Genomic DNA, 14,458 nt, shown 5'->3' on the forward strand with positions numbered 1-14,458 from the left:
AAGGAGAAATCATGGCAACCCATCAAGCCAGCGTCCTGCTGCCCGACGGCGCGCCCATGCCGAGGCTCGGCCTCGGCACCTGGGGCATGGGCGAGCGCTCTTCGCGGCGCGCCGCCGAACTGGCCGCATTGCGCGAAGGCGTGGCCCTCGGCATGACGCTGATCGACACGGCCGAGATGTACGGCGACGGCGCGACCGAAATGCTCGTCGGCGAGGCGCTGCGCGGCGGGCTGCGCGACGAGGTGTTCCTCGTCAGCAAGGTCTATCCGCACCATGCGAGCCGGCGCGGCGTCGAGGCCGCCTGCGAGGCGAGCCTCGCGCGGCTCGGTACCGACCGCCTCGACCTGTATCTGCTGCACTGGCGCGGCAGCGTGCCGCTCGCGCAGACCGTGGAAGGGTTCGAGGCGCTGCGCCGCGCCGGCAAGATTCGCTACTGGGGCGTGAGCAATTTCGACACGGCGGACATGGAGGAACTGTTCTCGGTGCCGCACGGCGACGCGTGCGCGAGCAACCAGGTTCTGTACAACGTGGCGCGGCGCGGGCCCGAGTTCGACCTGCTGCCGTGGTGCGCGGCGCGCTCGATGCCGGTGATGGCCTACAGCCCGGTCGATCACGCGCGGCTGCCGGCGCGCTCGCCGCTCGACGACGTCGCCCGGGCGCGCGGCGTGTCTCCGTATCAGGTCGCGCTGGCCTGGGCGTTGCGCGAGCCCCGCATCTGCGCCATTCCGAAGGCCGCGCGCAGCGAACACGTCCGCGAGAATCGCGCGGCGCTCGACCTCTCGCTGACGGCGGAAGAATGTGCGCAACTCGACGCGTACTTCAAGCCGCCGCGCGGCAAGCAGGCGCTGGAAATGCTGTAACGCCGTAACGGGCCTCAGTGCCCGTGCGGGTGACGGTGGATCGGATCGACCCAGTAGACCGTTTCCGGTTGCTCGACCGCGTCGATGTCGAGGTTGACGACCACGGCCTCGTTGTCGCTGCGCACCAGCACGCACTCGAGCGGCTCGTCGGTGCTCGCGTTGATTTCCTGATGCGGCACGTAGGGCGGCACGAAGATGAAGTCGCCGGGGCCGGCCTCGGCGGTGAATTCGAGCTGCTCGCCCCAGCGCATCCGCGCGTGGCCGCGCACTACGTAGATGACGCTCTCGAGCGCGCCGTGATGATGCGCGCCCGTCTTCGCGTCGGGATGGATCGTTACGGTGCCGGCCCAGATTTTCTGCGCGCCGACGCGCGCCGCGTTGATCGCGGCCGCGCGGTTCATGCCGGGCGTCTGCGCCGTGTTCGGGTCGAGCTGGTCGCCGCGGATCACCTTGACGCCGTGTTCGCGCCAGTCGGGGGCCGGGTGGGGCGGAGTGCCGCCCGCTGCGTGTTCGTCGCTCATTGCATGTCCTCGGGAACGGGCCGTCTGCGCGCGTAGCGTTTCGCGCAGGCGCTGGGTCATTACCGCCGGGTGTTGACGATCGATTCGGCGACGTTCTGCGGCGTTTCCGCGTAGTGCTTGAATTCCATCGTGTAGGTCGCGCGGCCTTGCGTCAGCGAGCGCAGCGACGTCGAGTAACCGAACATTTCGGACAACGGCACCTCGGCGCGCACGATCTTGCCGCCGCCGCCCGCGATGTCCTCCATCCCCTGCACGATGCCGCGCCGGCTCGACAGGTCGCCCATCACGTTGCCCATGAAGTCCTCGGGCGTCTCCACCTCGACGGCCATCATCGGTTCGAGCAGCACCGGCTTCGCGCGGCGCATGGCGTCCTTGAACGCCATCGAACCGGCCATGCGGAACGCGTTTTCGTTCGAATCGACGTCGTGGTACGAGCCGAACGTCAGCGTCACCTTCACGTCCACGACCGGGTAGCCCGCGAGCACACCGCTCTTGAGCGTGTCGAGGATGCCCTTGTCCACGGCCGGGATGAACTCGCGCGGAATCACGCCGCCCTTGATCGCGTCGACGAACTCGTAGCCCTTGCCCTGTTCCTGCGGTTCGAGCGTGATGACGGCGTGGCCGTACTGGCCGCGCCCGCCCGACTGCTTGACGAACTTGCCCTCGACGCCCTCGACCTTGTTGCGCACCGTTTCGCGATACGCCACCTGCGGCTTGCCCACCGTCGCATCCACGCCGAACTCGCGCTTCATCCGGTCGACGAGAATTTCGAGGTGCAACTCGCCCATCCCGGAGATGATCGTCTGCCCCGACTCCTCGTCGGTGTTCACGCGGAACGACGGGTCTTCCTGCGCGAGACGATTCAGCGCAATGCCCATCTTTTCCTGGTCGGCCTTGGTTTTCGGCTCGACGGCCTGCGAGATCACCGGCTCGGGGAACACCATTTTTTCGAGAATGATGACGTGGTTCGGGTCGCACAGCGTGTCGCCCGTGGTCGCTTCCTTGAGGCCGACGGCCGCGGCGATGTCGCCCGCGCGCACCTCCTTGATCTCGTGGCGCTCGTTCGCGTGCATCTGCAGAATCCGGCCGAGGCGCTCCTTCTTGTCCTTCGTCGCGTTGAGCACGGTGTCGCCCGATCCGACCACGCCCGAATAGACGCGGAAGAAGATCAACTGGCCGACGAACGGATCGGTCATGATCTTGAACGCGAGCGCCGAGAACGGCTCGTCGTCGCTCGGATGGCGCTCGGCCTCGCGGTCCTGCAGGTCGTGCCCGAGAATCGCGGGCACGTCGACGGGCGAGGGCAGATAGTCGATCACCGCGTCGAGCATCGCCTGCACGCCCTTGTTCTTGAACGCGCTGCCGCAGAGCATCGGCACGATTTCATTGGCGATCGTGCGCTTTCTCAGGCCCGCCTTGATTTCGTCCTCGGTCAGGCTCTCGTGGTCCTCGAGGTACTTCTCGAGCAGCGTTTCGTCCGCTTCGGCGGCCGCCTCGATCATCTTTTCGCGCCATTCGTGCGCGAGCTCGACGAGGTCTGCCGGAATGTCCTCGTACTGGAACTTGACGCCCTGGCTCGCATCGTCCCAGACGACGGCCTTCATCTTCACGAGATCGACCACGCCCTGGAAGTGATCCTCGGCGCCGACCGGAATCTGGATCGGCACGGCGACGCCCTTGAGCCGCTCGCCGATCTGCCGCTGCACGCGGAAAAAGTCGGCGCCGACGCGGTCCATCTTGTTGACGAACGCGATGCGCGGCACCTTGTACTTGTTGGCCTGACGCCAGACGGTTTCCGATTGCGGCTGCACGCCGCCTACCGAGTCGTACACCATGCAGGCGCCGTCGAGCACGCGCATGGAGCGTTCGACTTCGATCGTGAAGTCGACGTGTCCCGGCGTATCGATGATGTTGATGCGGTGCTCCGGATAGTTGCCGGCCATGCCTTTCCAGAAAGCGGTCGTCGCGGCCGACGTGATGGTGATGCCGCGTTCCTGCTCCTGCTCCATCCAGTCCATGGTGGCCGCGCCGTCGTGAACCTCGCCGAGCTTGTGATTGACGCCTGTGTAGAACAGGATGCGCTCGGTCGTCGTCGTTTTGCCGGCATCGATGTGAGCGCTGATCCCGATGTTGCGATAGCGCTCGATAGGGGTCTTGCGGGGCACGGTACTCTCCCTGGAATGGCCTGGAATGGCCTGGAATGGCGGAAATGGGCCGGGCTGCGCGCCGTCGTCCGGCGCAACGCGAGCACGGCCCGTGCCCGCGCGTCAGCGGGTTCCAGCATAGCGCGAACCCCGTGCGTTTGCTGGGCGGCTGCGCGGCGCGGTCCCGGGTATGCGTCGAACCGGCACGAGGCGGCAATGGGGAAGCCTGTGCCTGAATTGACGGCACCGGCCAGGAAGGAGACGATTGGACTTCGGCCCGGTAAAGGGCCGCGGGGCGGGGAGCATCCTGCGGGGGCGGCACGCGGGTTTTCCGCGCGCCCGGCCGGCCGTCATGCCGTCATTGCGGCTGCGGCAGGCCTCCGATCTGCATGCCGGGCGTGATGCCCTTCTGCGTGAACCAGTTCTGGCTCATTTCGAGCGCATAGACGCCGTTGTTGCGCGGGCAGTGGTTGTCGGTCGTCTCGGCCTGCATCTCGTCGATGTCGGTGATGGTGCCGTCCGCGCGCATGAACGCGATCGACAGCGGGATCAACGTGTTCTTCATCCAGAAGCAGTGCACGGCGTTTTCGCCGAAGACGAACAACATGCCTTCGTTGGGCGCGAGATGCGTGCGGTACATGAGGCCCTGCTCGCGATCGGCGTCGTTGGCCGCGACGGCCGCGTTGATGACGTACATGCCGGCGGTGAGCTTCGTATGCGGGAAATCGGACGGCTGCTTGGCGCCGGGCGGCATCTGCTGGGCATGGACCGAACCGGTTCCGGCGGCGAGCGCCAGCGCGGCGGCAACGGGCAATGCAACGGCGAGCGCGCAACGCGCGAACAGCGGGCGCAGGGAAAATCGCACGACTGGACTCCTGGCGGGTGAATGACCCGCGCATGTTACGCGAGTCCGTCGGGGCGGGTCAAAAAGCCGGGAGCAGACGAGTTCGCGTCAGGCGTTTTTGAATCGGGAACGAGGACCGCCGGGGGCTGCAAGCGGGCACAAAAGCTTGCAGCCCGAAAAACAAAAGGCAGATTTCCGCAAGGAAACCTGCCTTCGAACGCTACCGGAAACAGGCATGCGGCCCGCTCCCGATTACGTCTTACTAAATGCTTACTCCGAAGCGGCCGAAGCAGCCGAAGCGGCAGCAGCCTTCTTCGCCGCGCGGTGAGCACGGTGGTGAGCGCGGTGGTGCGTGGTCTTGTGAGCCGACGAAGCAGCCGAAGCGGCTTCCGGAGCCGAAGCTTGAGCGAAAGCAGCCGTTGCGAAGAGGCCAGCGACCAGAGCGGCGATCAGTTTGTTCATGTTGTGAATCCTCAGCTTGAGTTAATTAACCAAGTGACCCGGTTGTTGAGTCAGGTCGGTAAACGGTGCCATCCCCCTTTTGGTTGACAGTCGCGGCCGACAAATTCGTCGTCGCTCCCGTCAGCCGTCGGAACCGGACTACGCAGCGGCAAGCCGCGCGGCGGGACCGAAGGCCGAATGCCGGACAGCGTTGGATGGCATCTGCGTCGATTAACGCAGGGCGCCGCGTGCCGGTTGACGCGGGTTTTCCACATGAGCGGGAGCTGCGTCATGTTCGCGGCGGCGGGGCGTCCGGGCAGCCGCTGCGCAGGAAACGTGCCGCGTCGATCCGCTTAAGGGGCGTTTCGGCGCGGCCCGGAGCGTGCCGAAGCGCCGCCGCGCCAGGGCGCATCGGGCGGTACGTCGACATGCTGGCCGGGCAGCAGCCCGAGCGTGAACAGGTCCAGCGTGCCGATGCCGACCCGCACGAGCCGTAGCGTCGGGAAGCCGACTGCCGCCGTCATGCGCCGGACCTGGCGGTTCTTGCCTTCGCTGATCGCGAGTTCGAGCCAGACGGTCGGAATCGCGGCGCGAAAGCGGATCGGCGGGTCGCGCGGCCAGAGGCCGGCGGGCGGGTCGATTCGCTTGACCCGGCACGGCTGGGTAACGAAATCGCCGAGATTCACGCCGTTTTCGAGCGCCGCGAGAGCGGACGCCTCCGGTTCGCCTTCGACCTGGGCCCAGTAGCGCTTGACGAGCTTGCCCCTCGGCTCGGCGATGCGCGCCTGCAGCGCGCCATCGTCGGTGAGCAGAAGCAGTCCTTCGCTGTCGGCATCGAGCCGGCCCGCCGGGTAAACACCTGGCGTTGCGATCCAGTCGGCGAGCGACTGGCGCGTCTCGTGCGGGGAGAACTGGCAGATCGTGCCGAAAGGCTTGTTCAAGGCGATCAGACGCATGGCGGGCAAGCGATGAATGACGGGCGCGAGGCGGCGCCGGGCGAATGTTACTGCATAATCCCCGGCCACCCGTGCGGGCGGTCCGGCCGGGAAATGACGAAAGGCCGTAAATCCTGCCGGTCCGGGCTTCCTGCAATCAGCCGGAACGAAAGGGCGAGAATTCAGGAGGCCGAACGATATCCGGGCCGAAATCCTGCGAGCGCTCCCCGGCCTCGCCGCTCCTATAATGAAAGCCCACTCAACAGGCTACCTCATTCACCGTCTGGAGGCGTTTCATGGCTGGCAATGCACCGGGGGCAACGCCCGTTTATCCTTCCACGCCCGGATTGGCCACGCCCGGCGGACACTATAGCCACGCGGTCGTCGCCAACGGCTTCGTATTCGTTTCGGGCGAACTGCCGATCACGGAGGCGGGAGAGAAGTTGACCGATGCGCCGTTCGAGGCCCAGGCCGCGCAGGTCCTGCAGAATCTCGAGCGGGCGCTCGTCGCGGCGGGCAGCGGCATTGCGCAACTGGCCCAGGTGCGCGTCTATCTCGACGACATCGGGAATTGGCCGGCCTTCAACGAAATCTATGCGAAGTGGGCCGGCAGCGCGCGGCCGGCCCGCGCGATCGTGCCGACCGGACTGCTCCACTTCGGCTTCAAGATCGAGATCGAAGCGACGGCCGTGCTGCGGGCAATTGCCCCTTAGCTTTTTAGCCGCGCGCGTTGCCTTTTCGCCGGCGTCCTCGGGTTATTGCCGGGCAACGCTCGGCGTCACGCTGGCCGGATGCGCGGGCTCGCCGTCGAGACGCCGGAACACCAGCGCCGAAATCAACGTGATGACGCCGACGCAGGCGAAGCTGAGCCGGAAGCCCAGCGCCGCCGATCCCCACTGCGCCGAGAACAGGTTCACGAGGCCGCCGCCGATCGAGACGCCCAGGCCGATCGCCAGCATCTGCACCATCGAGAAGAGGCTGTTGCCGCTCCCCGCGTCCTCGGTCGTGAGGTCTTTGAGCGTGACGCTGTTCATCGCGGCGAACTGCATCGAGTTGGCCGCGCCGAAAATGGCGAGCACGGCGATCTCGACGATGATCGGCGTGCCGCGCGAAAACAGCGCGAACGCGACGATCGAGCCGCCGACGATGATCGTGTTGACGAGCAGGAACGCCTCGTAGCCGAAGCGCTTCACGAGCGGGGCGATCCAGCGCTTGGCGACGGTGCCGGCGAGCGCGGCCGGCAGCATCATGAGCCCCGAGTGCAGCGGCGTGTAGCCGAGCTGCAACTGCAGCAGCAGGGGCACGAGGAACGGTACGGCGCTCGAGCCGATCCGGCAGATCAGGTTGCCGATCAGGCCCACGCTGAAGTTCGGCTCGCCGAAGAGCGAGAGCCGGAACAGCGGATTGCGGTGATGCCGCGCATACGGGATGTAGGCGAGCGCGGCGCCGACGCCGACGGCGAAGAGGCCGGCGGACCATTGCGCGCGGTGGGTCTGCATCGGCACGTCGATGGCGAGCGAGCAAGCCACCATGCACAGCGAGAGCAGCCCGCAGCCGGCGAAGTCGAACGGCGGGGCTTCGCCTGAGGCGCCGTCGGGCAGATAGCGGTGCACGGCGGCGAGCCCGACCGCGCCGATCGGCACGTTGATGAGGAAGATCCAGTGCCAGGTGGCGGCCTCGACGAACCAGCCGCCGAGCGTCGGCCCGAGAATCGGCCCGACCTGCCCGGCCACCGAGATGAGCGCGAGCGCCGACACGTAATCGTCGCCCGTCACGCTGCGCAGCACGGCGAGCCGGCCGATCGGCAGTAGCATCGAGCCGCCGATGCCCTGCAGCACGCGCGCGACGATCAACTCGCCGAGCGTGTGCGCGCTCGCGCAGCACAGCGAACCGATCACGAAAACGAGGATCGCCGTGAAATAGACGCGCCGGGTGCCGAAGCGGTCCGCGAGCCAGCCCGAGGCGGGTGTGAGCAACGCCATCGTCAGCGTGTAGGCGACGACGATCGGCTGGGTGGCAAGGGGCTTGACGTGCAGGCTTTGGGCGATGGACGGAAGCGCGGTGTTGACGATCGTCGTGTCCAGCGCCTGCATGAAAAAGCCGGTGGCGACGATCCACAGTAGCGCGGTCTGGGTAGAAACCTTGGTCATTTATCTGAAGCGGCGGCGGGCGATCGGGGCGGTGCGCGAGGCAACCCGATACGAGCCCGGCAGGCGGGGACATGGCCGGCGCGGCACGATGCCGCGCAGAACCCCCGCCATCATAGTAAGAATGTGCTTAATCGGGAACCCCGCGGACGGGGTTCGGCCATAACGGCCGGCGCAATTGTGCCACCAAAGGGGCATTTCCCGCTCGATCGCGGGCGGTTGAAGGGTTTTGTAATGTTCGGGGCGGCCGTCGTGGCCGGATGCAGAGTCGGGCCATCCCCGGCAGCGGCAGGAGGCCGCCGTTCGCCGGACCGGCATGCGCTATGATGCGGCGGTCTGTTATGCCTTTTCTGCCGTTCGATCTCCCATGGCTGCCCGGTGGCGAATCCTCCTTGTCCTCGTAATCGCGTTGCTGGCGCTGCGCGGCACCGGGAACGCGTTTTCGTCCGTGCCCGCTGCCGGCATGGATGGACAGGGGGCGATGCCGACGCGCGGGGTCATGCTGCCGGTTTCGCCGCACGGCGATGGCTCGAGGATGACGATGGCCGGCGAGGTCCGCCACGCCGTCTCGCCCTGCACGCCTTGCCCTTGCTGCCACGTGGCGTGCTGCCATGCGGGCTGCTGCAATTTCCACTGTAGCGTGCTGTCGGTCGCGTATCGCTTCGATACACACGGGCCCGGCAACCCGCCATTTCCTATCTCCTCCGACCCGGGGCGCGCGGGCATTACGCGCGCGCCGCTCCTGCCGCCGCCGATCATCGTTTAACGGGCATCGTCGCCCGGACCCGCCTTCCGCGGCCCGGACGAAAACGGATGCTCCGCCGTCGTTTCCGGTTGTCCACGCGTTCGTCGCGCGCGGACGCAACGATTTCGGCGCGGCCGGCTGCCATCGGCTCGCCGCGCCCCCTTTCACGAGGAAACCATCGATGATCCGCAGGGAATTTCTTCTTCGCATGCTCGGCGCGAGCGCCGCGTCGCTGTTTGCCGGCCGCGCGCTGGCCGATGCCATGGCGCCGATGATGCACGGCGGCGGGATGTCCGCCGCGATGCCGGGCATGGCCATGGCGCCGACGTCAGGCTCCGCCGCGCCCGGCATGCTGGCCGCCGCTGACGCGCTGCCGTCCGGCGCGCCGCTGGCGGCGCTGCGCCGGCTCGCGAACGAAAGCCGCGAGCGCGGCGTCTTTAGGGCGACGCTGATCGCGCAGCCTTCACCCCGGCCGCTGCTGCCCGGCCAGCCGGCGACGCCGTTCTGGCTCTACGACGGCGGCAGCGAAGCCGACGCGGCGCAGGCGTCGGGGCCCGTCGTCGGACCGCTGATCGACGTGCACGAGGGCGACACGCTCGAAATTCGCTTCGTCAACCGATTAGCCCAGCCGACCACGATTCACTGGCACGGCCTGCCGGTGCCGGCCGACCAGGACGGCAATCCGTCCAATCCGGTCGCACCGGGCGCGACGCACATCTATCGCTTCACGCTGCCCGGGGGCAGCGCCGGCACCTACTGGTATCACCCGCATCCGGACCGGCTGTCGTCCGAACAGGTGTCGCGCGGGTTGGCCGGGCCCATCATCGTGCGCGCGAAAAACGACCCGCTTGCAGGCTGGCCCGAGCGTCATCTGTTCGTTTCCGATCTGAGGCTGGCCGCCGACGGCAACATTCCGGCCAACGGCATGATGGACTGGATGAACGGCCGGGAAGGGCAGTTCGTGCTCGTGAACGGCGCGCTGCGTCCGCAATGGACCGTCGCCGGCGGCGAGCGCTGGCGTGTCTGGAACGCTTGCAGCGCCCGCTATCTGAACCTGACGCTCGGCGCACAGCATCCGTTCGCGCAGGTCGGCACCGACGGCGGGTTGCTCGAAGCGCCGCGCGCGGGGCTCACGAGCCTGCTGCTCGCGCCGGGCGAGCGCGCGGAACTCGTGGTGAGCCCGCCCGCGGACGCTGGCGAGACGACGTCCGTGTTGATGGCCGCGCAATACGACCGCGGGAAAATGGCGATGAGCGGCGGCGAGCTTCCGCCCGACCCGGATCGCGCGCTGGCGGACCTGCGCTTTGCGGCGAGTGCGGCGGATACGCAGGCCGAGCGGGCGCTGCCGGCGCGGCTGAGGACGATCGCGCCGCTCGGCGAGGCCGGCGCGCAGAAATCCGTGGTGTTCAGCGAGGAAATGGACATGAGGGCGATGATGCAGGCGCCGGGCGCGTCGGCCTCGGGCATGCCCCGCGGCATGCGCTTTCTCGTCAACGGCACGACGTTCGAGATGGGGCGCGCCACGCTGACGAGCCGCCGCGGCGAGGTCGAGCGCTGGTCGATCGGGAACCATAGCGACATGGACCACCCGTTCCACCTGCACGGCACGCAGTTTCAGGTGCTCGGGCGGGAGATCGGCGGGAAAACGCGCGCCGAACCGTTTCTCGCGTGGCGCGACACGGTGAACCTGCGGCCGGGCGAGACGGTGCGCATTGCGACCGTGCAACGCCTGCCGGGCGACCGGATGTTCCACTGCCACATCCTCGAGCACGAGGATCTCGGCATGATGGGCACGCTGCGGGTGCTTTGAACGCAGCGCAAAAAAAAGAAACCCGGCTTCGAGCCGGGTTTTTTTCAGGGATGCAGAAATCGAAATCGCTCAGGACGCTGCCTGAATGTTCGACGCCTGTTTGCCCTTCGGGCCCTGCACGACCTCGAAGCTCACCTTTTGACCTTCTTTGAGGGTCTTGAAGCCATTCATCTGGATGGCTGAAAAGTGAGCGAACAGGTCTTCGCCGCCCTCGTCGGGCGTAATGAATCCGAAACCTTTCGCGTCGTTAAACCACTTGACCGTACCAGTTGCCATTCCAACTTCCCCTGTAACTCATGTCACTACCACGAGCACGTTCGAAAAGCTCAACGACCGCGCGCGGCGATCGTCCCCTCCTCACAAGCTCACCAACGGCATTTTTCCGGAATTTAAGGCGGATGAAAAAAGTGCCAGCTTGATTGTTGGGGCTCTTTATTCGAGTGTCAAGAAGATTTTGAGACAACGTGTCGCACATTGTACGGAACCCAATTTCGACATTTTTCCGACATCGTCGACCGTGCGCATAGGCACAAGCGGCACATCTTGAAAAGTCGCATAATCGACTCACCTGCGATGTCGGCGCGACGCGCGGTCCGGTGTGCGGCGCGGCGAATTTCGGCGTCTTCCGGCGGCCGTGCGCGGGTTGTGCGATACTCGATTCGACCGCCGGTGCGCAAGTTGCGGATCGCCGCGCCACAGGGGTGCGGGCGGTGCAACGCGCCGGCGCGACGGACGCGCGGGGCGCTGCAGGACGGGCTTCGGGCGAGGGGTGGCAGGCAGGCCCGGACGACCGGATTCTGGCGGCGTTGCGGGCTTGTCCGAGTTGTTTAGAATGGGTGTATGGCGATTATCCCGGACAAGCAGGATGGCACCGTACTGGAGAGGCAGGAAGAAAAGGTCAAGCCACCCTCCATGTATAAAGTGGTGCTGCTGAATGACGACTACACGCCCATGGAGTTTGTCGTGATGGTCGTGCAGGAATATTTCAACAAGGATCGCGAAACGGCGACCCAGATTATGTTGAAGGTGCATCGCGAGGGGCGGGGAATTTGTGGGGTCTATACGCGGGACATCGCGTCGACCAAGGTTGAGCAAGTCGTTACCCACGCACGGCAGGCCGGGCATCCGCTGCAGTGCGTGATGGAGGAAGCATGATTGCCCAGGAACTGGAAGTCAGCCTGCACATGGCGTTCATGGAAGCACGTCAGGCGCGGCATGAGTTCATCACCGTCGAGCACCTTCTTCTCGCGCTGTTGGATAATCCGACCGCGGCGGAGGTGCTGCGCGCGTGTGCCGCGAATATCGAAGACCTGCGCCAGAACCTGCGCAACTTCATTCACGACAACACACCCACCGTGCCGGGCACGGACGACGTCGACACGCAGCCGACGCTCGGATTCCAGCGCGTCATCCAGCGTGCGATCATGCATGTCCAGTCGACGTCGAACGGCAAGAAGGAAGTGACCGGCGCGAACGTGCTGGTCGCGATCTTCGGCGAGAAGGATTCGCACGCGGTCTACTACCTGCAGCAGCAGGGCGTGACGCGTCTCGACGTCGTGAACTTCATCTCGCACGGCATCGCGAAGGCGAGCAGCGGCGAGGCCGCGAAGGCGAGCGACACGAGCGCGGAAACCGAAGAAGCCACCGCGCAGAAGGAAACGCCGCTCGCGCAGTTCACGCAGAACCTGAACCAGATGGCGAAGGACGGCCGCATCGATCCGCTGATCGGACGCGAGGCCGAAGTCGAGCGCGTCGTGCAGGTGCTGTGCCGGCGGCGCAAGAACAACCCGCTGCTGGTCGGCGAGGCCGGCGTGGGCAAGACCGCGATCGCGGAAGGGCTCGCCTGGCGCATCACGCGCGGCGAGGTGCCCGACATCCTCGCGGACGCGCAGGTCTATTCGCTCGACATGGGCGCGCTGCTCGCGGGCACGAAGTATCGCGGCGACTTCGAGCAACGGCTGAAGACGGTGCTCAAGGAGTTGAAGGAGCGCCCGCACGCGATTCTCTTCATCGACGAGATTCACACGCTGATCGGCGCGGGCGCCGCGTCGGGCGGTACGCTCGACGCCTCGAACCTGCTCAAGCCGGCGCTCTCGTCGGGCATGCTCAAGTGCATCGGCGCGACGACGTTTACCGAATATCGCGGCATCTTCGAGAAGGACGCGGCGCTCTCGCGGCGCTTCCAGAAGGTCGACGTGATCGAGCCGACCGTCGAGCAGACGGTGGCGATCCTGCGCGGGCTGAAGTCGCGCTTCGAGGAGCATCACGGCGTCAAGTATTCTTCGGGCGCGCTCAACGCGGCCGCGGAGCTGTCGGCGCGCTTCATCACCGACCGCCATCTGCCCGACAAGGCGATCGACGTGATCGACGAGGCGGGCGCGGCGCAGCGCATCCTGCCGAAGTCGAAGCAGAAGAAGACGATCGGCAAGGGCGAGATCGAGGAAATCATCTCGAAGATCGCGCGCGTGCCGGCGCAGAGCGTCTCGCAGGACGATCGCAGCAAGCTGCAGACGCTCGACCGCGACCTGAAGGCCGTCGTGTTCGGCCAGGACCCGGCCATCGACGCGCTGGCCGCGTCGATCAAGATGGCGCGCGCGGGCCTCGGCAAGACCGACAAGCCGATCGGCGCGTTCCTGTTCTCGGGCCCGACCGGCGTCGGCAAGACCGAGGTGGCGCGGCAACTTGCGTTCACGCTCGGCATCGAGCTGATCCGCTTCGACATGTCGGAGTACATGGAGCGCCACGCGGTGAGCCGGCTGATCGGCGCGCCGCCGGGCTACGTCGGCTTCGACCAGGGCGGGCTGCTGACCGAGGCCGTCACGAAGAAGCCGCACTGCGTGCTGCTGCTCGACGAAATCGAAAAGGCGCATCCGGACATCTTCAACGTGCTGCTGCAGGTGATGGACCACGGCACGCTGACGGACAACAACGGGCGCAAGGCGGACTTCCGCAACGTCATCATCATCATGACGACGAACGCGGGCGCCGAGTCGATGCAGAAGTCGACGATCGGCTTCACGACGCGCCGCGAGACGGGCGACGAGATGACCGACATCAAGCGCATGTTCACGCCCGAGTTCCGCAACCGGCTCGACGCGATCATCAGCTTCCGCTCGCTCGATGAGGAAATCATCATGCGCGTGGTCGACAAGTTCCTCATGCAGCTCGAGGACCAGTTGCACGAGAAGAAGGTCGACGCGCTCTTCACCGACGCGCTGCGCAATCATCTGGCGAAGCACGGCTTCGATCCGCTGATGGGCGCGCGGCCGATGCAGCGGCTGATTCAGGACACGATCCGCCGCGCGCTGGCCGACGAGCTATTGTTCGGCAAGCTCATAACCGGCGGTCGCGTGACGGTCGACATCGACGAGGAAGACAAGGTAAAGCTGACGTTCGATGAATCGGCGGCGCCGCACAATCCAAATCCGGAAGCGGTCGAAGTCGAGTAAGTCGGCACGCTTTACAGCGCGTCGTCCAGACGGAAACGGCGCGGACCGAAAGGTCCGCGCCGTTTGTTTTGTCCGCGCCGCTTTTTCAGTGCTTGCCGGTGCTGCCGAAGCCGCCGGTGCCGCGCTCGCTCGCCACGAACGTGTCGACGATGTTGAACTGCGCCTGCACGACGGGCACGATGACGAGCTGCGCCAGCCGCTCGAGCGGGTTCAGCGTGAATGCCGCGTTGCCCCGGTTCCAGGTCGAGATCATCAGTTCACCCTGGTAATCCGAATCGATCAGTCCGACCAGGTTGCCGAGTACGACGCCGTGCTTGTGGCCGAGCCCCGAGCGCGGCAGGATCAGCGCGGCGTAGCCGGGATCGGCGACGTGGATCGCAAGGCCCGTCGGCACGAGCGCAGTCTGGCCCGGTTCCAGCGTGAGCGGCGCGTCGATGCAGGCGCGCAGGTCGAGGCCGGCGCTGCCGGGCGTCGCGTACTGGGGAAGCTGGTCGCGCATGCGCGGGTCGAGAATCTTCAGGTCGATTTTCATGCGGGCGGAAAGGACGGGGAGGTCGAAAGG

General features: G+C 66.3%; 13 protein-coding genes. 5 read left to right on the forward strand and 8 right to left on the reverse strand.

Annotated elements, in window-relative coordinates; translation table 11 throughout:
- Positions 1 to 11: 11 nt before the first annotated feature.
- Complete coding sequence (locus CY652_RS16705) at positions 12 to 860, forward strand: aldo/keto reductase (RefSeq protein ID WP_102131832.1); 849 nt, start codon at positions 12 to 14, stop codon at positions 858 to 860.
- A 14-nt stretch (positions 861 to 874) separates the two neighbouring features.
- Here CY652_RS16705 and CY652_RS16710 read toward each other — a convergent pair whose 3' ends face one another.
- The 5 genes from CY652_RS16710 to CY652_RS16730 all read right to left on the reverse strand — a co-directional run bounded on the left by CY652_RS16710 (position 875) and on the right by CY652_RS16730 (position 5,766).
- Entirely contained in the window at positions 875 to 1,381 is a 507-nt protein-coding gene (locus tag CY652_RS16710) for a cupin domain-containing protein (RefSeq protein WP_102131932.1), read from the reverse strand.
- 59 nt (positions 1,382 to 1,440) lie between these two features.
- A complete protein-coding gene (fusA, locus tag CY652_RS16715) occupies positions 1,441 to 3,546 on the reverse strand; it encodes an elongation factor G (protein WP_102131833.1) in 2,106 nt (701 codons plus the stop codon).
- A gap of 337 nt (positions 3,547 to 3,883) precedes the next feature.
- Entirely contained in the window at positions 3,884 to 4,390 is a 507-nt protein-coding gene (locus CY652_RS16720; protein WP_102131834.1) for a DUF192 domain-containing protein, read from the reverse strand.
- Between the two features lie 249 nt (positions 4,391 to 4,639).
- The gene (locus tag CY652_RS16725) at positions 4,640 to 4,831 is read right to left on the reverse strand and encodes a hypothetical protein (protein WP_102131835.1); all 192 of its coding nucleotides are present in this window, start codon (positions 4,829 to 4,831) and stop codon (positions 4,640 to 4,642) included.
- Positions 4,832 to 5,163: 332 nt separating this feature from the next.
- Positions 5,164 to 5,766, reverse strand: a complete 603-nt coding sequence (locus tag CY652_RS16730; protein WP_102131836.1) for a pseudouridine synthase — start codon at positions 5,764 to 5,766, stop codon at positions 5,164 to 5,166.
- Between the two features lie 275 nt (positions 5,767 to 6,041).
- Between CY652_RS16730 and CY652_RS16735 the strand changes: the two genes are divergently transcribed.
- A complete protein-coding gene (locus tag CY652_RS16735) occupies positions 6,042 to 6,458 on the forward strand; it encodes a RidA family protein (RefSeq protein WP_102131837.1) in 417 nt (138 codons plus the stop codon).
- Positions 6,459 to 6,500: 42 nt separating this feature from the next.
- On the opposite strand, the gene CY652_RS16740 is transcribed toward CY652_RS16735, so the two are convergent.
- Positions 6,501 to 7,895 (reverse strand): DHA2 family efflux MFS transporter permease subunit, encoded by a 1,395-nt coding sequence (locus CY652_RS16740; protein WP_102131838.1) that lies wholly within the window; start codon positions 7,893 to 7,895, stop codon positions 6,501 to 6,503.
- A 923-nt stretch (positions 7,896 to 8,818) separates the two neighbouring features.
- Between CY652_RS16740 and CY652_RS16750 the strand changes: the two genes are divergently transcribed.
- Entirely contained in the window at positions 8,819 to 10,447 is a 1,629-nt protein-coding gene (locus CY652_RS16750) for a multicopper oxidase family protein (RefSeq protein WP_102131840.1), read from the forward strand.
- Positions 10,448 to 10,516: 69 nt separating this feature from the next.
- Here CY652_RS16750 and cspD read toward each other — a convergent pair whose 3' ends face one another.
- Positions 10,517 to 10,723 (reverse strand): cold shock domain-containing protein CspD, encoded by a 207-nt coding sequence (cspD, locus tag CY652_RS16755; protein ID WP_102131841.1) that lies wholly within the window; start codon positions 10,721 to 10,723, stop codon positions 10,517 to 10,519.
- Positions 10,724 to 11,287: 564 nt separating this feature from the next.
- Between cspD and clpS the strand changes: the two genes are divergently transcribed.
- Positions 11,288 to 11,602, forward strand: coding sequence for an ATP-dependent Clp protease adapter ClpS (gene clpS / locus CY652_RS16760; protein WP_102131842.1), 315 nt, complete (start codon positions 11,288 to 11,290; stop codon positions 11,600 to 11,602).
- Positions 11,599 to 13,896, forward strand: coding sequence for an ATP-dependent Clp protease ATP-binding subunit ClpA (gene clpA, locus CY652_RS16765; RefSeq protein WP_102131843.1), 2,298 nt, complete (start codon positions 11,599 to 11,601; stop codon positions 13,894 to 13,896). The genes clpS and clpA overlap by 4 nt, the downstream gene beginning before the upstream one ends.
- Positions 13,897 to 13,981: 85 nt before the next feature.
- Here clpA and dut read toward each other — a convergent pair whose 3' ends face one another.
- Positions 13,982 to 14,428 carry a dUTP diphosphatase gene (dut, locus tag CY652_RS16770; protein ID WP_102131844.1) on the reverse strand — a complete coding sequence of 149 codons (447 nt, stop codon included), beginning with the start codon at positions 14,426 to 14,428 and terminating at the stop codon, positions 13,982 to 13,984.
- Between the last annotated feature and the right edge of the window lie 30 nt (positions 14,429 to 14,458).

Origin of the sequence: Burkholderia sp. WAC0059 (assembly GCF_002870125.1) — a bacterium.
Classification (GTDB): Bacteria; Pseudomonadota; Gammaproteobacteria; order Burkholderiales; family Burkholderiaceae; genus Paraburkholderia.

What these genes read in the sequence shown, in the direction of transcription:
- dut (WP_102131844.1), bottom strand. Translation starts at nt 14,428, where the DNA reads ATGAAAATCGACCTGAAGATTCTCGACCCGCGCATGCGCGACCAGCTT.
- cspD (WP_102131841.1), bottom strand. Translation starts at nt 10,723, where the DNA reads ATGGCAACTGGTACGGTCAAGTGGTTTAACGACGCGAAAGGTTTCGGA.
- CY652_RS16735 (WP_102131837.1), top strand. Translation starts at nt 6,042, where the DNA reads ATGGCTGGCAATGCACCGGGGGCAACGCCCGTTTATCCTTCCACGCCC.
- CY652_RS16740 (WP_102131838.1), bottom strand. Translation starts at nt 7,895, where the DNA reads ATGACCAAGGTTTCTACCCAGACCGCGCTACTGTGGATCGTCGCCACC.
- CY652_RS16730 (WP_102131836.1), bottom strand. Translation starts at nt 5,766, where the DNA reads ATGCGTCTGATCGCCTTGAACAAGCCTTTCGGCACGATCTGCCAGTTC.
- CY652_RS16710 (WP_102131932.1), bottom strand. Translation starts at nt 1,381, where the DNA reads ATGAGCGACGAACACGCAGCGGGCGGCACTCCGCCCCACCCGGCCCCC.
- CY652_RS16750 (WP_102131840.1), top strand. Translation starts at nt 8,819, where the DNA reads ATGATCCGCAGGGAATTTCTTCTTCGCATGCTCGGCGCGAGCGCCGCG.
- clpA (WP_102131843.1), top strand. Translation starts at nt 11,599, where the DNA reads ATGATTGCCCAGGAACTGGAAGTCAGCCTGCACATGGCGTTCATGGAA.
- CY652_RS16705 (WP_102131832.1), top strand. Translation starts at nt 12, where the DNA reads ATGGCAACCCATCAAGCCAGCGTCCTGCTGCCCGACGGCGCGCCCATG.
- CY652_RS16725 (WP_102131835.1), bottom strand. Translation starts at nt 4,831, where the DNA reads ATGAACAAACTGATCGCCGCTCTGGTCGCTGGCCTCTTCGCAACGGCT.
- clpS (WP_102131842.1), top strand. Translation starts at nt 11,288, where the DNA reads ATGGCGATTATCCCGGACAAGCAGGATGGCACCGTACTGGAGAGGCAG.